The sequence below is a fragment of the Pseudomonas sp. Z1-29 genome (assembly GCF_051131995.1).
Classification (GTDB): Bacteria; Pseudomonadota; Gammaproteobacteria; order Pseudomonadales; family Pseudomonadaceae; genus Aquipseudomonas.
Genome location: NZ_CP071645.1, coordinates 4,093,710 through 4,117,322, shown reverse-complemented (window position 1 = coordinate 4,117,322; position 23,613 = coordinate 4,093,710). Strand labels below are relative to the sequence as shown.

Below are 23,613 nucleotides of genomic sequence, written 5' to 3'. Positions count from 1 at the left end.
ACACGCCGTTGGCGGACATCCAGCGTTGGGCCGGGCAGGGCGGGGAGGCGCTGTTCGACAACCTCCTGGTGTTCGAGAATTACCCGATCGCCCAAGCCTTGCAGCAGGGCACCGACAGCGATGTCACCTTTGGCGACGTGGCCAATCTTGAGCAGACCCACTATGCCCTGAGCGTGGCGGTCACCCTCGGTGAACAACTGGCGTTGCACTACAGCTACGAGCGTCGACAGTTCGCCGACGAGGTCATCAACCAGATCAGCGCTCACCTGCTGCACCTGCTTGAGCAATTCAGCCAGGACGCCGAACGCAGCCTGGGCGAAATCGCCTTGGCCAGCGTCGCGGAACACGCGCGGCAACAGGCCGACAATCACCCGCAGCCTTATCCGGTGGACATCGCCGTGCATCAGCGGATCGCCGCGTTGGCGAACGAGCGCCCGCAGCGCACGGCGGTGATCTTCAATGGCCGGCACTTCAGCTATGGCGAAATCGACCAGCGCGCGAACCAACTGGCCCATGCCTTGATCGCCCGTGGCGTCGGCGCCGAAACCCGCGTCGGCGTGGCCCTGCCGCGCAGCGAAAGCGTGATCGTCGCGCTGCTGGCGGTGCTCAAGGCCGGAGGCGCCTACGTGCCGTTGGACATCAGTTATCCCCGGGAACGCCTGGCGTACCTGATGGAAGACGCCGGCCTGGCCTTGTTGATCAGTGACACCTCGGTGGCGGCGCAATTGCCAGTGGCCGAATCGCTACCGCTGCTGGAGCTGGATCGGGTCGATCTGCGCGAACTGCCGGTCAGTGCGCCGCAGGTGCGACTCGATCCGCAGAACCTTGCCTACGTCATCTACACCTCCGGCTCCACCGGCAACCCCAAGGGCGTCAGCGTGGCGCACGGTCCGCTGGCGATGCACTGCCAGGCCATCGGCGAGCGTTATGAAATGCGCGACAGCGATTGCGAGTTCCATTTCATGTCGTTCGCTTTCGACGGTGCCCATGAGCGCTGGCTCACCAGCCTGACCCACGGCGCCTCGCTGCTGGTTCGCGATGACAGCCTGTGGACCCCGGAGCAAACCTACAACGCCATGCGCGAGCACGGCGTGACGGTGGTGGCGTTCCCGCCGGTGTACCTGCAACAACTGGCCGAGCACGCCGAGCGTGAAGGCAACCCGCCGAAAGTGCGCATCTACTGCTTCGGCGGCGACGCGGTGGCCAACGCCAGCTTCGAACGGGTCAAGCGCGCCTTGCAGCCTGAGTACATCATCAACGGCTACGGCCCGACCGAAACCGTGGTCACGCCGCTGATCTGGAAGGCCGGCCGCGAGGTGGCTTGTGGCGCGGCCTATGCGCCGATCGGCAGCCGCATCGGCGACCGCAGCGCCTACGTGCTCGATGCCGACCTGAACCTGCTGCCACAGGGCATGCCCGGTGAGCTGTACCTGGGCGGCAGCGGCCTGGCCCGCGGTTACCTGAACCGTCCGGGGCTGACCGCCGAGCGTTTTGTCGCCGACCCGTTCAGCGTCGGCGGCTTGCTCTACCGCACCGGCGACCTGGTGCGCCAGCGCGCCGACGGCACCTTCGATTACCTCGACCGTATCGACAACCAGGTGAAGATCCGCGGCTTCCGCATCGAACTGGGTGAAATCGAAGCCAGCCTGCAAGCCCTCGACGGCGTGCGCGAAGCGGTGGTCGTGGCCCAGGAGGGTGCTGCCGGCAGCGGCAAGCGCCTGGTGGCCTACGTCGTGGCTGCCGAAGCTGCGCCTGGAGATTTTGCCGAGCAACTGCGCGAACAACTCAAGGCAACCCTGCCCGCGCACATGATCCCGGCCTATCTGCTGTTGCTCGAACGGCTGCCGCTGACCCCCAACGGCAAGCTCGATCGCAAGAACCTGCCCAAGCCCGACGCCAGCCAATTGCAGCAAAGCTACAGGGCACCGCGCAGCCCATTGGAACAGCAACTCGCGGCGATCTGGCAGGACGTGCTCAAGCTTGAGCGGGTGGGCCTGCGGGATAACTTTTTCGAACTGGGCGGCGATTCCATCGTCTCGATCCAGGTGGTCAGCCGCGCCCGTCAGGCCGGGATTCACTTGACGCCCAAGGACCTGTTCCAGCACCAGACGCTTGAGATGCTGGCGACCGTGGCCCGCCAGGGCGAAGCCGCGCAAGTCATCGATCAGGGCCCGGTGACGGGTGAGCTGGCGCTGCTGCCGGTGCAACGAGTGTTCTTCGAGCAAACGGTGCCGCAGCGTCATCACTGGAACCAGGCGGTGCTGCTCAAGCCGACCGAGCCTCTGGAGGTGTCGACTCTGAACCAGGCGCTGAACGCGCTGGTGCTGCATCACGATGGCCTGCGCTTGAGCTTCACGGAGCAGGGCGAAGGCTGGAAGGCGGCCTACCGTCCTGCGGACGTTCACTGCGAAGACCTGCTCTGGACCGTCGACGCACCTGACGCCTCGGCCTTGCACTGCATCGCCAACGAAGCCCAACGCAGCCTCGATCTGCAAGACGGGCCGCTGCTGCGGGCGGTACTGGCGACCTTGAGCGATGGCAGCCAGCGTCTGTTGTTGGCGGTGCATCACCTGGTGGTCGATGGCGTGTCGTGGCGCATCCTGTTCGAGGATCTGCAACGCGCCTACCGACAGCTGTCCAGTGGGGCAACGTTGCAGCTACCGGACAAAACCACCTCAGCGCAGGTCTGGGCCGAGCGCCTGCAAGACCATGCCCGCAGCCCGGCGCTGCAACGGCAACTGGCCTTCTGGCAGGCCCAGCTCGAAGACATCGATGCGCGCTTGCCGATGGATCATCCACAGGGCGGCCAGCAGAACCGCCTCGCGCTGACCGTGCGTACGCGACTGAACGCCGCACTGACCCGACAACTGTTGCAAGACGCGCCCAAGGCCTATCGCACCCAGGTCAACGACTTGCTGCTGACGGCGCTGGCGCGGGTCATGGTGCGCTGGACCGGCGCCGACAGTGCGCTGATCCAGCTCGAAGGCCACGGCCGCGAAGCGCTGTTCGACGAGGTCGACCTGACCCGCACCGTCGGCTGGTTTACCAGCCTGTACCCGGCCCGACTCACGCCGCAGGCCGACCTTGGGGATAGCCTCAAGCAGATCAAGGAACAACTGCGGGCGATCCCGGACAAAGGCCTCGGCTTTGGTGCCTTGGCGCATCTGGCGGATGACGCCACGCGGGCAAGTCTGGCGCGGCTGCCGACGCCAGGCGTGACCTTCAACTACCTGGGCCAGTTCGACGCCAGCTTCGATGCAGCCGACGGCGCCTTGTTCGTGCCGGCCAACGAAGCGGCCGGCGATGAGCTGGACGCTGAAGCACCGTTGTCGAATGTGCTGGCGTTGAACGGCCAGGTGTTCAATGGCGAACTGAACCTGGGCTGGACCTTCAGCCGCGAGCAGTTCAACGAGGCGACCATCCAGGCCTTGGCCGACGAGTATGCGCTTGAGTTACAGCAGCTCATCGAGCATTGCTGCCAGGGCGGACATCACGGTGTGACGCCATCGGACTTCCCGCTGGCGAGCCTGAGCCAGCAGCAACTGGACGGGCTGGCGCTGCCGATGGCGCAGATCGTCGACCTGTATCCGTTGTCGCCGATGCAGCAAGGCATGCTGTTCCACGGCGTGTATGGCGACGCCACCGGCGACTACATCAACCAATTGCGCCTGGACGTGGAAGGGCTGGACCCGCAGCGTTTCCGCCAGGCCTGGCAAGCGGCGGTGGACGCCCACGACATCCTGCGCACGCGGTTCGTCTGGCAAGGGGATTTGCCGGCGCCGGTGCAGGTGGTCAGCAAATACCTGGAGCTGCCTTACAGCGTGCAGGATCTGCGCAGCGATCCGTTGCCTGACCAGGCCTTGCAGGCCCTGGCCGATGCCGAACGCGAGCAACTGGACCTGAGCGCGTCGGCACTGATACGCCTGATGATCGTGCGCCTCGACGAACAGCGTTATCACCTGATCTACAGCCACCACCACATCCTGATGGACGGCTGGAGCAATTCGCAGTTGCTCGGCGAAGTGCTGCAACGCTACAGCGGTCAATCCGTCGCCGTGTCCGGCAGCCGCTACCGCGACTACATCGCCTGGCTGCAACGCCAGGACGCGGCGGCCAGCGAAGCGTTCTGGAAACCGGCGCTGCAACAGCTGGAGACGCCGACACGATTGGCCGATGCGGTGGCCAAACCGGCCGACATGGGCAGCGGTTACGGCGATCACGTCCACGTGCTGGACGAAGCGTCGACCCGCCGCCTGGAAGCTTTCGCCCGCGCCTCGAAAATCACCGTCAACACCCTGGTGCAAGCGGCGTGGCTGCTGCTGTTGCAGCGCTACACCGGTCGAGAAACGGTGGCCTTCGGGGCGACCGTGGCCGGGCGTCCGGCGGACTTGCCCGGCATCGAGCAGCAGATCGGCCTGTTCATCAACACCTTGCCAGTGATCGCCAGCCCTCGGGCCGAGCAGACCTTGGCCAGCTGGCTGCAAGCGGTGCAGGCGCAGAACCTGGCCTTGCGCGAGTTCGAGCACACCGCGTTGCTGGACATCCAGCGCTGGGCCGGGCAGGGCGGCGACGCGCTGTTCGACAACCTGCTGGTGTTCGAGAACTACCCGATTGCCCAGGCGTTGGAACAGGGCGCGCCGGACGGTTTGCGCTTTGGTTCGCCGGTCACTCAGGAGCAGACCAACTATCCGTTGACGCTGCTGGTGGGGTTGGAGCGGCAATTGTCAGTGCACATGAGTTATCAACGGGCGAGCTTTGCGCCGGATACGGTTGAACGGCTGGTGGCGCATCTGGCGCAGTTGCTCGGGCAGATGAGCGCCAATGGCGAGCGCTGCCTCGGTGAATTGTCGATGCTGGAATTCGATGAGCATCAACGTTTGACCCATGACTGGAACCCGGTCGATGCGCCGTTCGAACAGGACCTGTGCATTCATGAAGTCATTGCGCGCCAGGCCGACGCTTCGCCGGATGCCCTGGCAGTGACTTTTGCCAACACGCGCCTGAGCTACAGCGAACTGGACGGCCGCGCCAATCGCCTGGCCCACAAACTCATCGAACTGGGCGTCGGCCCGGAAGTGCGTGTCGGCGTGGCGATGCCGCGTTCCGAGCAGTTGCTGATCGCCTTGCTGGCGGTGCTCAAGGCCGGTGGCGCGTACGTGCCGCTGGACCCGGATTACCCGGCCGAGCGCGTGGCCTACATGCTTGAGGACAGCCGCGCGCGGGTGTTGTTGACCGAGCAGGCGGTGGCGCAGACGCTGACGGTTCCGGCCGAGACGCAAATGCTGATGCTCGATCAGCTCGACCTTTCACGTTATCAACTGAGCTCGCCCGTTACAGACGTCACCCCAGACAACCTCGCCTACGTCATCTACACCTCCGGTTCCACCGGCAAACCCAAGGGCGTGGCGATCGCCCACCGAAATGTCTTGGCGCTGATCGACTGGTCCAGAACCGTCTACAGCCGCGACGACATCCAGGGCGTCCTGGCATCGACCTCGGTGTGTTTCGACCTGTCGGTGTGGGAGCTGTTTGTCACCCTCGCCAACGGCGGTTCGCTGATCATCGCCCGCAACGCCCTGGAACTGCCGCACCTGCCGGCCCGCGATCAGGTGCGCCTGATCAACAGCGTGCCTTCGGCGATCGCCGCGTTGCAGCGCAGCGGTGAGATCCCGGACAGCGTGCGCATCATCAATCTGGCCGGTGAGCCGCTGAAGCAGAGCCTGGTGGATGCCCTCTACCCATCACACATCACCTGTGGGAGCGAGCTTGCTCGCGATAGCGGTGGGTCAGTCGATGAGGGGCTAACTGCCAGGACGCCATCGCGAGCAAGCTCGCTCCCACAGGTGGTGGGTGAACAGGTCGGTGGGGTTGAGCATGTTTATGATCTGTATGGCCCCTCGGAAGACACGACTTATTCCACCTGGACCCGCCGCACCGCCGGCGGCACGGCAAACATCGGTCGCCCGCTCAAGCACACCGCCAGTTACCTGCTGGACGCTAATCTGCAACCGGTGCCGCAAGGCGTCTCGGCGGAGCTGTACCTGAGCGGGGCGGGCATCACCCGAGGTTACCTCGGGCGCGCGGCGATGACCGCCGAAAAGTACGTGCCGAACCCGTTCTCGACCACTGGCGAACGCCTGTATCGCACCGGTGACCTGTGCCGCTATCGCGCCGATGGCGTGCTCGAATACCAGGGCCGACTCGACCATCAGGTGAAGATCCGCGGCTTCCGCATCGAGCTGGGCGAAATCGAGGCGCGGTTGCTGCAGCAAGCCGAGGTAAGCGACGTCGCCGTGCTGGCCCAGGAAGGGCCGGGCGGGCAGCAGTTGGTGGCTTACGTGGTTGCCCCGGCGCTGCAGCAGGACGCGAAAACGCTGCGCGACCCGCTCAAGGCACACTTGCCGGACTACATGATCCCGGCCCACTGGCTGTTCCTCGACCACCTGCCACTGACCCCCAACGGCAAGCTCGACCGCAAGGCACTGCCGGGCATCGAGGCCGGGCGCTCAGAAAACGCTTACGAAGCACCGGTCAGCGACCTTGAACTGCAAGTCGCAGCGATCTGGGCCCAGGTGCTCACCGTCGAGCGCGTGGGCCTGCACGATCACTTCTTCGAGCTGGGCGGCCACTCGTTGCTGGCGGTCACCGCCGTTTCGCGCATGGCCCTCGAACTGGGGTTGAGCCTGACCCCGCAGCTGTTATTCCAGCACCCCGTCCTGAAGGATTTCGTCGCCCGACTCGACAGCGGCGACGGGCCGATCAACGAACAGAAACTGAACAAGCTGGACGCCCTGCTTGATGAAATGGAGGAAGTCTGATGGACAAGAGTGTTGCTTTGAGGGTTGCCAAGCGCTTTATCACTCTGCCGCTGGACAAACGCCGGCTGTACCTGGAAAAGATGCTCGAAGAGGGCGTCTCGCCGGCCAACCTGCCGATCCCCGAGGTGCGTTCCGGGTTTGAACAGGTCCCGCTGTCCTACGCCCAGGAGCGCCAGTGGTTCCTCTGGCAGATGGACCGCCACAGCTCGGCTTACCACATCCCCAGCGCCTTGCGCCTCAAAGGGCAACTGGACGTGCCGGCGCTGGAGCGCAGCTTCAATGCCGTGGTCGAGCGCCACGAAAGCTTGCGCACCACGTTCGCCGAGCACGGCGAGCAAACCCTGCAGATCATTCATCAACATATGCCCTTGAGCATCGCGGTCGAGGCGCTGCCCGCCGGTTCTACGGTCAGCCAGGACGAACGCATCAAGGCCTGCGTCGAAGGTCAAACCGCGCGTCCGTTCGATCTGCGCCGAGGGCCGTTGCTGCGGGTTTCGCTGTTGAAAATTGCCGAAGACGACCATGTCCTTGTGCTCATCCAGCACCACATCATTGCCGATGGCTGGTCGATGCAGGTGCTGGTGGATGAACTGGTCCGGCACTACGCCGCCGACATTGGCGGTCAGCCGCTGACACTGCCGGTACTGCCGGTGCAATACGCCGACTATGCGATCTGGCAACGGCACTGGCTGGAGGCGGGGGAGCGTGAGCGGCAACTGGCCTATTGGGTCCAGACCCTCGGTAACGAGCAACCGGTGCTTGAACTGCCGTTCGATCATCCGCGCCCACCGGTGCAGAGCTTTCGTGGCGCGCGCCTGGATTTGACCCTGAGCGCGGAACTGGCCACCGCGCTCAAGCAGCTGGCCCAGCGTGAAGGCGCCAGCCTGTTCATGGTCTTGCTGGCCTCGTTCCAGGCGCTCCTGCACCGCTACAGCGGCCAGCCGCAGATCCGCGTGGGCGTGCCGACGGCCAACCGCAACCGGGTCGAGACCGAAGGGCTGATCGGTTTTTTCGTCAACACCCAGGTGCTCAGTGCCGACGTTGACGGGCAACTGCCGTTTGATCAGTTGCTCGCCCAGGTCAAGCAATCGGCCATGGCGGCCCAGGCCCATCAGGACTTGCCATTCGAGCAATTGATCGAGGCCCTGCAACCTGAGCGCAGCCTCAGCCACAGCCCGATCTTCCAGGTCATGTTCAACCACCAGAACGCCGACGCCACTCGAAGCCGGCAGATGCACCTGCCGCAGCTGCGGGTCGAGGATCTGGTATGGGAAGGGCGTACTGCCCAGTTCGACTTGACCCTGGGCACCTATGAAACCGAGCAGGGCATCGCTGCGGAACTGACCTACGCCACCGACCTGTTCGACGCGCAGACCATCGAGCGCCTGGCCGGGCACTGGCAGAACCTGCTGCACGGCATCGTCGATGCGCCACGCCAGCGTATCGGCGAACTGCCGCTGCTCGACCCGGCGCAACAGCAACTCACGCAGCAGCAATGGCTGCGGGTGGCCGACCACACTGACGAAGCCGTTTGCGTGCACCAGCGCATCGCCCAACAGGTGCGCCGCAACCCCGAGGCGCTGGCGCTGACCATCGACGACCAGGCCCTGAGCTACGCACAACTGGACGCGCGCGCCAACCAACTGGCCCATCGCCTGATCGACCTGGGCGTGATGCCCGGCCAGTTGGTGGGCATCGCGGTCGAGCGCAGCGTCGAGATGATTGTCGGCCTGCTGGCGATCCTCAAGGCCGGCGCCGCCTATGTGCCGCTGGATCCGGCGTACCCCGAGGAGCGCCTGGCCTACATGATCGAGGACAGCGGCATCGGACTGCTGCTGACCCAGGCCCGTTTGCAGGCTCGCTTGCCGATCCCGCCAAGTCTTCGGACTCTGTTGCTGGACCAGCCGGACGCCGAACTGCAAGCAGCTCCGCAAACCTGCCCGGTGGTGCCGCTGACTGGCGAACACCTGGCCTACGTCATCTACACCTCCGGTTCCACCGGCAAGCCCAAGGGCGTAATGGTGCGCCATGGCGCCCTGAGCAATTTCATCCACAGCATGATCGCCGAGCCGGGCCTCGCGCCTGGCGACCGCATGCTGTCATTGACGACGTTCTCTTTCGATATTTTCGGCCTCGAAATCTACGGACCTCTGTCAGCCGGCGCCAGCGTGGTGCTGACCGGCCAGAACGTGCACCAGGACCCGCAAGCGGTGCTGGCGCTGATCGAACAACACGCTGTCAGCGTGCTGCAAGCCACACCGTCGAGCTGGCGCATGTTGCTCGACCATGAGCAGGCTTCGCTGCTGGCCGGGCGGACCTTCCTCTGCGGCGGCGAAGCGTTGCCGCTGGAACTGGCGCAGCGCTTGCTGGCGCTCTCGCCGAACGTCTGGAACCTCTACGGCCCGACCGAAACCACCATCTGGTCGGCGCTGCATCCGTTGAGCCTGGAGCGCGACCGTCCGTTCCTCGGTAAACCGCTGGACAACACCGCGCTGTACATCGTTGGCAGCGACCTGACCCTCAACCCGCCCGGTGCGCCGGGAGAGCTGCTGATCGGGGGCGCCGGCCTGGCCCGTGGTTATTTCCAGCGTCCGGCGCTGACCGCCGAACGCTTCGTGCCGGACCCGTTTTCCGCCACGGGCGAGCGCCTGTACCGCACCGGCGACCTGTGCCGTTATCGCGCCGAAGGCGTGGTCGAGTACCTCGGTCGGATCGACCATCAGGTGAAGATCCGCGGCCTGCGTATCGAGCTGGGGGAAATCGAAGCCGCGCTGCTGGCCCAGGACCGCGTGCGCGAAACCGTGGTGGTGGCCCACCAAGGCCCGACCGGCGCGCAATTGGTTGCCTACGTGGTGCCCGCCAGCGGCGCAGTGCCGGAGCCGGACGCGCCGTTGCGCACCGCACTCAAGGCGGCCCTCAAGGCGCAGTTGCCGGAATACATGGTGCCGGCGCACCTGTTGTTCCTGGCGCAACTGCCGCTGACGCCCAACGGCAAGATCGATCGCAAGGCCTTGCCGGCGCCCGAGGCCAGCGATTTGCAGCAGGCCTACGTGGCGCCGCGCAGCGAGGTCGAGCAACAGGTCGCGGCAATCTGGCAGGACGTGCTCAAGCTTGAACGCGTGGGGCTGGAAGACAATTTCTTCGAACTGGGCGGGCATTCGCTGCTGGTGACCCAGGTGGTCTCGCGGGTCCGTCGGGTGCTTGGCATCGAAGTGCCGCTGCGCAGCCTGTTTGAACACAGCACGTTGCAGGCGTTCGTCGCCGCCTTCGATACCACGACAGGCGAACAGGCCCCGGCCATGACGCCGGTGCCTCGCGACGCGCCGTTGCCGTTGTCCTTTGCCCAGGAGCGCCAGTGGTTCCTCTGGAAAATGGACCCCGACGGCGCCGCCTACAACATACCGACCGCGTTGCGGATGCGCGGCGCATTGGACAAGGACGCGCTGCGCAAGAGCTTTGCCGCACTGGTCCAGCGCCACGAAAGCTTGCGCACCGCATTCGTGGAAGAAGATGGACGCACTGGCCAGGTCATTTGTGAGCAGGGCGAAGTCGACTATATCGAGCAGCGTCTGGAAGGGCGTGATATCCAGGCCTTCCTCGAACAGCAGACGCAACGCCCGTTCGATCTGCTGAATGACGCGCTGCTGCGCGTGGCGCTGTTGGAAGTGGCCGAGGAGGATCATCTGCTGGTGCTGACGCTGCATCACATCGTCTCCGACGGCTGGTCGTTACAGGTGATGGTCGATGACCTGATGAGCCTGTACTCGGCTTTCGTCCAGGGTCAACCGGCACAACTGCCGCCATTGGCGGCGCAATACGCCGACTACGCGGTCTGGCAGCGGCAATGGATGGCGGCCGGTGAGCGCGACCGCCAACTGGCCTACTGGTCGGCGCAACTGGGCGGCGAACAGCCGCTGCTGGAACTGCCCACCGACCACCCGCGCCCAGCGCAACAAAGCCTGCGCGGGGCACGCCTGCCGATCGTGCTGGATCGCGCCTTGAGCGATGACCTCAAGACCCTGGCCCGGCAAGAAAACGTCACGCTGTTCGTGCTGTTGCTCGGCTCGTTCCAGGCATTGCTGCATCGCTACAGCGGCCAGGCCGACATCCGCGTCGGCGTGCCGATCGCCAACCGCCAGCGACTGGAAACCGAGCGCTTGATCGGGTTCTTCGTCAATACCCAGGTCCTGCGCAGCGAGTTCTCTGGCGACCTGACCGGCGCCGCTTTGCTGCAACAGCTCAAGCAGACGGCCATGGCCGCGCAGATGCACCAGGACCTGCCCTTCGAGCAACTGGTAGATGCCCTGCAGCCGCAGCGCAACCTGAGCCACAGCCCGCTGTTCCAGGCGATGTTCAACCACCGCAACGAAACCGCCGCGGTGTTTGCCAAGGCCTTGCCGGGGCTCGACGTCGAACCCGTAGGCTGGACGCAGCGCACCGCGCAATTCGACCTGAGCCTGGACACCGTCGAAAGTCCCCAGGGCCTGCACGCTGCCCTGACCTACGCCACCGACCTGTTCGAGCCGGCGACCATCGAACGCATGGCCGCGCATTGGCTCAACCTGTTGCGCAGCCTGGTGCAGGACCTGCACCGCCCGGTGGCGCAATGGTCGCTGCTGGGCGAGGATGAGCGTCGGCACATGCTCATCGACTGGAACGCGACGGCGCGGCAATACCCGCTCGACCGCAGCGTCCAGGCGCTGATCGAGGAGCAGGTGCGCCGGACCCCGGATGCGCCTGCGCTGGTCTTCGGCGAGCAGCGCCTGAGCTATCGCGAACTCAACGCCCGGGCCAACCGCTTGGCCCATCGCTTGATCGACCTGGGCGTCGGCCCCGATGTGCTGGTGGGCATCGCCGTGGAACGTTCGGTGGAGATGGTGCTCGGGCTGTTGGCGATCCTCAAGGCCGGTGGCGCCTACGTGCCGTTGGACCCTGAGTACCCGCAGGATCGCCTGGCCTATATGTTCGAAGACAGCGGCATCGGTCTGCTGCTGACCCAGCAACACCTGCTTGATGCTTTGCCGATTCCGCAAGGACTGCGCAGTCTGCTACTGGACCTGCCCGCTGAGGAGTCGCATGCCGGTTGTGAGGAGAATCCCGACGTCAAGGTGCACGGCGAAAACCTGGCCTATGTCATCTATACCTCCGGTTCCACCGGCAAGCCCAAGGGTGCGGGCAATCGCCATTGCGCCCTGGTCAACCGGCTGTGCTGGATGCAGCAGGCCTATGGCCTCGATGCGACTGACAGTGTGTTGCAGAAAACGCCGTTCAGTTTCGACGTGTCGGTGTGGGAATTCTTCTGGCCGCTGCTGACCGGCTCGACGCTGGTGGTGGCCGCGCCGGGGGCCCATCGCGACCCGGCGCAACTGATCGAGCTGATCACCGCGCAGCGCATCACCACGCTGCACTTCGTACCGTCGATGCTCCAGGCGTTCGTGCAGGACCCGCGCGTGGCCGAATGTACCAGCCTCAAGCGGATCGTCTGCAGCGGTGAAGCGCTGCCGGTGGATGCCCAGCAGCAGGTGTTCGCCAAACTGCCGGATGCCAGCCTGTACAACCTCTACGGCCCGACCGAGGCGGCCATCGACGTGACCCACTGGACCTGCGTCGAGGAGGGCCGCGACAGCGTGCCGATCGGACAGCCGATCGCCAACCTCGGCACCTACATTCTCGACGATGAGCTGTCGCCGGTGCCGGTCGGGGTGATCGGCGAGCTGTACCTGGCGGGCGAAGGGCTGGCGCGCGGTTACCATCGGCGCGCGGCGTTGACCGCCGAACGGTTCGTCACCGCGCCGTTCGGCGCTGGCCAGCGCTTGTATCGCACCGGCGACCTGGCGCGTTATCGGGCCGATGGCGTGGTCGAATACGCCGGCCGGATGGACCATCAAGTGAAAATCCGTGGCTTGCGCATCGAGTTGGGCGAAATCGAAGCGCGTCTGGCCGAACACGAGGCGGTACGCGAAACCGTGGTCCTGGCCCAGGACGGCACGTTGCTGGTGGCCTACGTGGTGCCGGCGCGCGCCGAGCTGATGGTCGCCGATGACGCCGTTCGCCAGGCGCTGCAAGTGCGCCTCAGGGAACATCTGAGCCAATCCCTGCCCGACTACATGGTGCCGCAACACTGGGTGTGGCTGGAGAAAATGCCGGTCAGCCCCAACGGCAAGCTTGAGCGCAAGGCTCTGCCGAAGGCCGATCCGAGCGCCAGCCCGAAGAGCTACAGTGCCCCGGTCACCGCCGTGGAAAACACTTTGGCCGCGATCTGGCAAAGCGTGCTCGGGCGCGAACGCGTAGGGCGGACCGACAATTTCTTCGAGCTGGGCGGCGATTCGATCATTTCCATCCAGGTGGTGAGTCGCGCCCGTCAGGCCGGGATTCATTTCAGTCCCAAGGACCTGTTCCTGCACCAGACCATCCAGGGCCTCGCCGGGGTGGCAACGACCGGTGACAACGGGCCGGTCATCGATCAGGGCCCGGTGATCGGGCAGACGGTATTGCTGCCGTTCCAGCAGTTGTTTTTCGAACAGGCCATGGCCGAGCCTCATCATTGGAACCAGTCGGTGTTGCTCAAGAGCTTGCGCGCCGTGGATGCCGCGCATCTGGAGCAGGCCTTGCAGGCTCTGGTCGAGCATCACGATGCGTTGCGCCTGGCCTTCGTCTGCGAGGCAGGCACCTGGACCGCTCGCCACACTACCTTGGCCGAACAGCGCACGCTCTGGCAACGCTCGCCGCTGTTGTGGACCGCCGAGGTGGCCGATGCGCCGGCCCTTGAACGCCTGGCCGAACAAGCCCAACGCAGCCTCGACCTGCAGGATGGCGCGCTGCTGCGCGGGGTGCTGGCGAGCCTGGCCGACGGCAGCCAGCGGCTGTTGCTGGTGATCCATCACCTGGTGGTGGACGGCGTGTCCTGGCGTGTACTGCTGGAGGACCTGCAACAGGCGTACGAGCAGTTGCAGGCCGGCCAGACGCCAGCGTTGCCGGCCAAGACCACGGCTGCGCAGACCTGGGCGCAACGGTTGCAGGCGCATGCCGGCAGCGCGACGTTGCAGTCCCAGCTGAAGTATTGGCAAGAGCAACTGCAAGGCGCCGGTCATGACTTGCCTTGCGACCGCCCAGGGGGCGATTTGCGCAGGTGCTACGCGACCCAGGTTCAGACGCGGCTGGACAAGGACCAGACGCGACGCCTGCTGCAGCAAGCGCCGGCGGCTTATCGCACCCAGGTCAACGACCTGCTGCTGACCGCGCTGGCCCGGGTGATCGGCCGCTGGACTTCCCAGGCCTCGACCTTGATTCAGCTGGAGGGCCATGGCCGCGAGGCGCTGTTCGATGACCACATTGACCTGAGCCGCAGCGTCGGTTGGTTCACCAGCCTGTTCCCGGTGCGCTTGAGCCCGACGGCCACCACCGAAGGCTCGATCAAGGTCATCAAGGAGCAACTGCGGGCGATCCCAGACAAAGGGCTCGGCTTCGGCGTGTTGCGTTACCTGGGCGATGAACCGACGCGGCGCACCCTCGCGGCGCTGCCGGTGCCGCGCATCACATTCAACTACCTGGGCCAGTTCGACAGCGGCTTTGCCGACGACGCCGACGGCCTGTTTGTCCCGGCCAGCGAATCGGCGGGCGCGGCGCAGAGTCCGTTGGCGCCGCTGGACAACTGGCTGACGCTCAACGGCAGCGTCTATGCCGGCGAGTTGAGCATCGACTGGACGTTCAGCTCGCAAATGTTCGATGAAGCGACGATCCAGGCGCTGGCCGAGGATTACGCTGGGGAATTGCAGGCATTGATCGACCACTGTTGCGAGCCGCGGCACCACGGGTTCACGCCGTCGGACTTCCCCCTGGCCGAATTGCAACAGCAACAGTTGGACGCCTTGCCGCTGGTGGCGCGCGACGTGGAAGACATCTATCCGCTGTCGCCGATGCAGCAGGGCATGCTGTTCCACACGCTGTACGAGCAGCAGGCCGGCCACTACATCAACCAGATGCGCGTGGATGTCGAAGGGCTGGACGTCGAGCGCTTCCGCCAGGCCTGGCAAGCGGCGACCGACGCCCACGACGTGCTGCGCAGCGGTTTTGTCTGGGAGGGTGATTTCAAGCGTGCATTGCAGGTGGTGCACAAGCGCGTAGCGGTCGCGTTACAGCTGCATGACGCACGTACGCAGGCTGACCTGCCTGAGCACCTGAACACCCTCGCAACGGCCCAGCGCGAGCAAGGTTTTGCCCTCGATGCGGCGCCGTTGTTGCGGTTGGTGGTGGTGCGCGTGGCGCAGGAGCGTTATCACTTGATCTATACCAGCCATCACATCCTGATGGACGGCTGGAGCAATTCGCAGTTGCTCGGCGAAGTGCTGCAACGCTACAGCGGTCAACCCGTTGCCGTGTCCGGCAGCCGCTACCGCGACTACATCGCCTGGCTGCAACGCCAGGACGCGGCGGCCAGCGAAGCGTTCTGGAAACCGGCGCTGCAACAGCTGGAGGCGCCGACACGATTGGCCGATGCGGTGGCCAAACCGGCCGACATGGGCAGTGGTTACGGCGATCATATCCACGTGCTGGACGAAGCGTCGACCCGTCGCCTGGAAGCTTTCGCCCGCGCCTCGAAAGTCACCGTGAACACCCTGGTGCAAGCGGCGTGGCTGCTGCTGTTGCAGCGCTACACCGGTCGAGAAACGGTGGCCTTCGGGGCGACCGTGGCCGGGCGTCCGGCGGACTTGCCCGGCATCGAGCAGCAGATCGGCCTGTTCATCAACACCTTGCCAGTGATCGCCAGTCCTCGGGCCGAGCAGACGTTGGACAGCTGGCTGCAAGCGGTGCAGGCGCAGAACCTGGCCTTGCGCGAGTTCGAGCACACCGCGTTGCTCGACATCCAGCGCTGGGCCGGGCAGGGCGGCGACGCGCTGTTCGACAACCTGCTGGTGTTCGAGAACTACCCAATTGCCCAGGCGCTGGAGCAGGGCGCGCCGGACGGTTTGCGTTTTGGTTCGCCAGTGACCCAGGAGCAGACCAACTATCCGTTGACGCTGCTGGTGGGGTTGGAGCGGCAGTTGTCGGTGCACATGAGTTATCAACGGGCGAGCTTTGCGCCGGATACGGTTGAACGGCTGGCGGCGCATCTGGCGCAGTTGCTCGGGCAGATGAGCGCCAATGGCGAGCGCTGCCTCGGTGAACTGTCGATGCTGGAATTCGATGAGCATCAACGTTTGACCCATGACTGGAACCCGGTCGATGCGCCGTTCGAACAGGACCTGTGCATCCACCAACTGATCGCCCGCCAAGCGCAATCCACTCCTGACGCATTGGCGGTCACCTTCGCCAACACGCGCCTGAGCTACAGCGAACTCGACGGCCGCGCCAATCGCCTGGCCCACAAGCTCATCGAACTGGGCGTCGGCCCGGAAGTGCGGGTGGGCGTGGCGATGCCGCGCTCCGAGCAGTTGCTGATCGCCTTGCTGGCGGTGCTCAAGGCCGGTGGCGCGTACGTGCCGCTGGACCCGGATTACCCGGCCGAGCGCGTGGCCTACATGATTGAGGACAGCCGTGCGCGGGTGTTGTTGACCGAGCAGGCGGTGGCGCAGACGCTGACGGTTCCGGCTGGCACCGAAGTGCTGATGCTGGACCGGATTGAGTTGAGCTCATATCCCTTCAACGCACCGGGCACAACGGTCACCCCAGACAACCTCGCCTACGTCATCTACACCTCCGGTTCCACCGGCAAACCCAAGGGCGTGGCCATCGCCCACCGCAACGTCTTGGCGCTGATCGACTGGTCCAGAACCGTCTACAGCCGCGACGACATCCAGGGCGTGCTTGCTTCCACCTCGGTGTGCTTCGACCTGTCGGTGTGGGAGCTGTTTGTCACCCTCGCCAACGGCGGCTCGCTGATCATCGCCCGCAACGCCCTGGAACTGCCGCACCTGCCGGCCCGCGATCAGGTGCGCCTGATCAACAGCGTGCCTTCGGCGATCGCCGCGTTGCAGCGCAGCGGCGAGATCCCGGACAGCGTGCGCATCATTAATCTGGCCGGTGAGCCGCTGAAGCAGAGTCTGGTGGATGCCCTCTACCCGACACCCCAAACCTGTGGGAGCGAGCTTGCTCGCGATAGCGGTGGGTCAGTCGATGAGGGGCTAACTGCCAGGACGCCATCGCGAGCAAGCTCGCTCCCACAGGTGGTGGGTGAACAGGTCGGTGGGGTTGAGCATGTTTATGATCTGTATGGCCCCTCGGAAGACACCACCTATTCCACCTGGACCCGCCGCACCGCCGGCGGCACGGCGAACATTGGTCGCCCGCTCAAGCACACCGCCAGTTACCTGCTCGACGCCAACCTGCAACCGGTGCCGCAAGGCGTCTCGGCGGAGCTGTACCTGAGCGGCGCGGGCATCACCCGGGGTTATCTCGGGCGCGCGGCGATGACCGCCGAAAAGTACGTGCCGAACCCGTTCTCGACCACCGGCGAACGCCTGTATCGCACCGGTGACCTGTGCCGCTATCGCGCCGATGGCGTGCTCGAATACCAGGGCCGACTCGACCATCAGGTGAAGATCCGCGGCTTCCGCATCGAGCTGGGGGAAATCGAGGCGCGGCTGTTGCAGCAAGCCGAGGTAAGCGACGTCGCCGTGCTGGCCCAGGAAGGGCCGGGCGGGCAGCAGTTGGTGGCTTACGTGGTTGCTTCGACCGACGCGAATACTCTGCGCGATCAACTCAAGGCCAATCTCAAGGCACACCTGCCCGACCACATGATCCCGGCCCACTGGCTGTTCCTCGATCACCTGCCACTGACCCCCAACGGCAAGCTCGACCGCAAGGCCTTGCCGAGCATCGAAACCGGGTCTTCGCAGGGCGGTTACGAGGCGCCGGCCAGCGAGCTGGAGCACCGGATCGCCGGTATCTGGCAAGAAGTGCTGGAAGTGCAACAGGTCGGGCGCAACGACCATTTCTTCGAGCGCGGCGGTCACTCCTTGCTGGCGACGCAGGCCATCTCCCGGTTGCGCAAGCTCACGCGTCATCCGCTGAGCCTGCGCGACTTGTTCGACCATCCGCAACTCAAGGCACTGGCGGCGCTGATGAGCGAGACCGGCGACGGCGCGGCGCGGGCCGGCGATTCCAGCCAGGTCCGACTCAAGGCCCATGGGCCACGGCAATCGGCACCGCTGTCGCTGGTGCAGCGACGGTTGTGGATCGCCGAGCAGCTGGCCGGCGGCACCTCCGCCTATGGCATGCCCATGGCGCTGCGGTTGTGCGGCGAGTTGTCCGTCGAGCGGCTGATGAGCAGCTTTGCCGAAGTGACACGCCGTCACGCCGTGCTGCGCACCGCGTATGTCCAGGATGACGAAGGCGATCCGCTGGCGCTGATCGCCGATGAGGTCCGGCTGGATTTCCCGCTGGTCGATCTGTCCGACCTGTCCCCCGGCACCCGGCAAGAGCAAGTGGCCCAGGCGATCCTGGACAATGCCAGTACCCCGATTGACCTGGAACAGGCGCCATTGCTGCGCGGGCGGATCCTGCGCCTGGGGCCGACCGAGCACGTGTTGTTGTACGCCATGCACCACATCATTTCCGATGGTTGGTCGATGGGGCTGTTGATCAATGAACTGGTGCAGATCTACGAAGCGTCCCTGCGCGGCGAGCCCATGCCGCTGGCGCCGCTGGAGGTCCAGTACCATGACTTCGCCTTGTGGCAGCAGGCGCTGGAAGACCAAGGCGTGCTGGCGCGCCAGGGCGATTATTGGAAGCAGCGGCTCGACGGTTACCACGGGCGTCTTGATTTGCCTTTGGACAATCCACGCGGCCAGACGGCCTCCTTTGCGGGCGATGCGCTGCAGTTCGAGCTGCCTGCCGGGCTTAGCGCGGCGTTGCGCCGGGTGTCGAGCGCGGCCGGCGTCACGCTGTACAGCACGTTGCTGGCGTCGTTCCAGGTGTTGTTGCATCGCCTCTGCGACGCGCAGGATCTTGTCGTCGGCGCTGACGTGGCCGGGCGCGAACAACCCGAGCTGGAGCGCCTGATCGGTTTCTTCGTCAACGTCCTGCCGTTGCGTTCGCGCTTTGCCGCCGATGTCGCCTTCAACCGGTTCCTGGCACAAACCCAGGACCATCTGCTCGGCGCGCTGGAGCATCAGGACCTGCCGTTCGACCAGATCGTCGAGGCCGCGGGCGTGCCGCGACACAAGGGCATGAACCCGTTGCTGCAGGTGCTGTTCGTGATGAACAACGTGCCGGTGCGCACGCGTTCCATGGCCGGCTTGAGCGTCGAGTTCATGCCGGCGCTGCAGAACCATTCTAAATTCGACATGGCATTGTTCGTTGACGAAGAAGAAGGGCAGTTGCGCGGTAATTGGCAATTCGCCACAAGCTTGTTCGGACATGAGCGCATCCAGTACCTGATCCGGGCCTGGACGGCCCTGTTGGAACAGATCGTCGCTGATCAGGACATTCAATTGGGAGCTATCAGCATGCCAGTCGACAACGTGGCGACAGCCGCCACGCCTGCCAACGTCCCGGGGCCCAAGGCCGACAAACTGGGCAAGTTTCTCAAGCGTTCGGCGACCCCGGCCGCGCGGCCGCGTCCGGCGTTGGTGCGCGAATCGCTGGTGGCGGCGCCCCAGCGTTTCCCGCTGATGCTGGAGCCTGGCGAGCCGCACCTGGACGTCATCGAGTGGATCCGGCAGAACCGGCCGTTGATCGAGCAGAAGCTGGCCGAGCACGCCGGCATCCTCTTCCGTGGCTTCGAACTGGACGGTATCCAGGGCTTTGAAGCGTTCGCCGAAGCGATCCAGCCGGGGCTGTACGGCCAGTACGGCGACCTGCCGAAGAAGGAAGGCGGCAAGAACACCTACCGGTCCACGCCGTACCCGGAACGCAAGATGATCCTGTTTCACAACGAGAGCTCCCACCAGGACCGCTGGCCGCGCAAGCAGATGTTCTATTGCGAGCAGGCCGCACCCGTGGGCGGCGCGACCCCGGTGGTGGATTGCCGCCTGATGTACGAAAAGCTGCCGGCGGACCTTCGCGAGAAGTTCGAAGACAAGGGCTTGCTGTACGTGCGCACCTTCACCGACAAACTCGACGTGTCGTGGCAGCACTTCTTCAAGACCGAGGATCGCCTTGAAGTGGAGGCCCGCTGCCGGGCTGGCGGCATCCAGTGGCGCTGGCTCGATAACGATGAACTGCAGACCCGCACGCCGGGGCCGGCGATCATCACGCACCCGATCACCGGGGAAAAATCCTTCTTCAACCAGGTGCAGCTGCATCACATCCATTGGCTGGAGCCGGACGTGCGCCAGGACCTGTTGTCGATGTACGGCCTGGAGCGCATGCCCCGGCATGTGTACTACGGCGACGGCACGCCGATCGAAGACGAGGTGATGGCGCGTATCGGTGAGTTGTACGAAGCCTGCGCGGTGCGTTTCGACTGGCAGAAAGGTGACGTGATCCTGTTGGACAACATGCTCGTGGCCCACGCCCGCGACCCGTACGAGGGACCGCGCAAGATCGTCGTCGCCATGGGCGATATGTACGACCACGCCAGCCTGGAGCGTCCAGCGGGCGCCGGGCGATCGGTCCGTGGCGCATTCAATACCGAGGAAAGCGGAGCATGAACGAGGTGACGATGGACACGCAGGAAGCGGGTTTCGCCCTGACGCCCGAACAGCAACGGGCACTTGAGCAACTGTCGGGCACGGTGACCTGTGGCGAGGCCTTGCGTTGGCTGAACGTGGTCATCGACGTTGATCTCGACCCGCAGCGATTGCAGGTCGCCTTCGACACGCTGGTGGCGCAGCAGCCGATGTTGCTCGCGCGACTGACCAAGGTCGGCGGTTTCCACGGTTTGCGTCAGGTGGCCCATGCGGGACGCTTCCCACTGACGATACAAGCCAGCGAACAACCGGCCGAGGAAGTCCGGGCGCAGATCAGCGAGACGCTCGGCCGGGCTTTTGTGCTCGGCGAATCGGCCAGTGTCCAGGCGGTGCTTTATCGTCTGGCGTCTCGGCAATGGCAACTGCTGCTGGGCGTCGCCCGCCACAGCGCGGATGCGCCGTCGATGAACCTGCTGCTTGAACAGCTACGGCAGGCTTACGCCGGCGATGTGGCGGAGGAAGAGGCGCCCGGCGAGTTTGCCCAGTACCTGGAGTGGCGCAGCGAAGTGGTGCTGGATGAAGATGCCGGCACTGCAAGAAATTACTGGCAGCAGCATTTGCACGGCCTGCAGACGGCGATCGACACGCCGTGGCTGGCTGCGCGTCGCACTGGTGGTGGAACAGCCGATGCGCAGATTTCGCTGATCTTCGAGCCGGCCCGACGCGACGCCTTGCAACGGTTGGCCGAGCAGCTCGGCCAACCGCTGGCGACGTTGCTGCAAGGCGCATGGTGGGTGCTGCTGGGACGCCTGGGTGGCCTTGAGCAAGCGCTGGTCGGCGTGCGCCACGACAGCCGTGGCGACTATGACTACTTCGCCAATGCCTTCGGCGTGTTCGAAAAGAACCTGCCGCTTTGCGTTCCATTGCCCGCCGACGCGCCGTTCGGCGAGTGGCTGGCGGAGCTGGCGACGCGGCTCGAAACTCATCGCACCTGGCAGGAATACTGGACGCCGGAACTGGCGTCGGAGGCGGCGTATCCGGCCTATGGCTTCGCGATTGCCCCGGCGAATTCTGTTCGCAGCGGCGCTGGCCTGACGTGGGCGACTGAGCCCTTGCCTGGGCGGGATGCGTTCGAATTGCTGCTGCAAATTCAACTGGACGACACCCAACAACTGGTTGCGGTCGACCTCTGCTACGCCCGCTCGGGTTATTCGCAAGCCGCGGTCCGCAGCGTGCTCGAACAATACGAGGTGCTGCTGGCCTCGATCCTCGCGGCTGCGCACACGCCACTGGCGCAGCTCAACTTGCTCGGCGACACCGAGGAGCAGCGTTTGCGGGCGATCAACCCGGCGATGCAGGCATTGGAGGTTAACCGCTACCTGCCGCAGCGCATCGCCGAGCTGGCGCTGCAGACGCCGGACGCCATCGCCCTGAGCGAGGCTGGTCAATCGCTGAGCTACGGTCAACTGAAAGATCAGGTCGAGCGCGTCGCCCAGGGCCTCCTGGACCAAGGCCTGGGCGAAGGGTCGATTGTCGCCCTGGCCTTGCCGCGCTCGGCGGAACTGGTGACCGCGATGCTGGCGAGCTGGCGCATCGGCGCGGCTTATCTGCCGCTGGATATCCAGTGGCCCCAGGCCCGTCAGGCGTTGATGCTGGAGCAGGCCGGCGCCGCTGTGTTGCTCACCGATGCAACGCATTTTCCTGCCTGGCAGGCGCAGCCTTTCAAGGCGCTGGCAATCGCCGAGCTTGATCGTCCTTCAAGCACGCCGTTGCCGGCCCTCACGACCAAGGGCAATGACATTGCCTATGTGTTGTTCACCTCAGGCTCCACCGGCGTGCCCAAGGGCGTGGTGATCGAGCATCGGCAATTGCTCAACTACACCGCCCAGGCCAGCCAGGCGTTGGGGCTGAGCCAGTGCAAACACGTCGCTTTGAGCTCTACCGTGGCGGCGGACCTGGGCAATACGGCGCTGTTTGGCGCGTTGTTCAATGGCGCGACCTTGCATGTGGCCAGTGATGAACAGATGCAGGACGGCGCGCTCTTTGCCGGGTTCCTGCGAGAACAACAGATCGACTGCCTGAAAATCGTGCCGTCGCACCTCGCGGCGTTGCTCGACAGTGAGCAGGCGACGCTGCCGCACATCCTGGTACTTGGCGGCGAGCCGATTGCGCCAACGCTGGTCGAGCGTATCGCCCGGTTGCGCAGCGATTGCCGGGTGTTCAACCACTATGGGCCGACCGAAGCCACGGTCGGAGTGATGATCCATCGGTTGGCGCTGGATGGCGCTGCGGATGACTGTTCGGCGCTGACCCAGGTGCTGGGCAATAACCAGGTCTACGTGCTGGACGCTGACAGGCGCCTGGCGCCGGTGGGTGTGCTGGGCGAGGTGTACCTGGGCGGTGCGCAGTTGTGCCGGGGTTACGTGAATGCCAAGGCGGACGAGCAGACGTTCATCCCGAGCCCGTTCGACCCGGCGCAGCGCCTGTACCGCACCGGCGACCTGGCGCGTTATCGCCCGGACGGCGGGATCCAGTTGCACGGTCGCCGCGACCAACAGGTCAAGGTGCGCGGGTTCCGCATCGAACTGGCGGAAATCGAGGCCGAGCTACTACGTGTACCGCAGGTGGCCGAAGCGCTGGTATTGCCCGGCGAGCAGGGCTTGTTGGCATTTGTCGTGCCCCGGCAAGGCCTGTCTTCGGGCGTGCTCGACGCCGCGCGCGTCGAACTGAGCGCGCGCCTGCCTGGGGTGATGGTGCCGCAGCAGCTGCAATTGATCGAACGTTTCCCTCGGCTGGCCAACGGCAAGATCGATCGCAAGGCGCTGCAGCAGTTGGCGGTCGCGATCAGCGATGAGGAGGATGCCGCGCCCCGCGATGCGCTGGAGCAGCTGCTGGCCGCGCGCATGGCTCAATTGCTTGGGCTTGAACGATTGGGCATCGAGCGCGACTTCTTCGCCGCCGGCGGCCATTCGCTGCTGGTGATCAAGCTGGTGGCCGGCATTCGCAAGTTGTTGCAGTGCGACATCCATCCTGGGCTGGTCTTCGATCATCCGACCGTGGCGTCCCTGGCCATGGCCTTGCGAGCGGTGGAGGGCAGTCCGGGGCAACTGGAAAAAATCGCTCAGGTGCGTTTGCGCATGGAAGCGCTGAGTCCCGAGGAAAAGGCCCGGCTGACCGAACAGGCTCAACAGCTGCAAGCCGCCAAGGCTGCGCAAGGCCGCTGA

General features: G+C 65.1%; 3 protein-coding genes (1 of these 3 cut by a window edge). All 3 read left to right on the top strand.

The features are described from left to right. Tightly spaced (each overlapping or abutting the next), the 3 genes in view from J3P84_RS18530 to J3P84_RS18520 form a layout consistent with a single transcriptional unit that may run on beyond the window. Window positions 1–6,818 carry the 3' portion of a non-ribosomal peptide synthase/polyketide synthase gene (locus J3P84_RS18530; protein WP_434625010.1) on the top strand. Its footprint begins 5,629 nt before the window's first position, so the window shows 6,818 of its 12,447 coding nt (coding positions 5,630–12,447); its start codon lies off the left edge, out of view; it ends in the stop codon at window positions 6,816–6,818. Continuing rightward, window positions 6,818–20,410: a non-ribosomal peptide synthase/polyketide synthase gene (locus tag J3P84_RS18525; protein WP_434625008.1), complete on the top strand. Its 13,593-nt coding sequence runs from the start codon at window positions 6,818–6,820 to the stop codon at window positions 20,408–20,410. The genes J3P84_RS18530 and J3P84_RS18525 overlap by 1 nt, the downstream gene beginning before the upstream one ends. Then, entirely contained in the window at window positions 20,407–23,613 is a 3,207-nt protein-coding gene (locus J3P84_RS18520; RefSeq protein WP_434625006.1) for a non-ribosomal peptide synthetase, read from the top strand. The genes J3P84_RS18525 and J3P84_RS18520 overlap by 4 nt, the downstream gene beginning before the upstream one ends.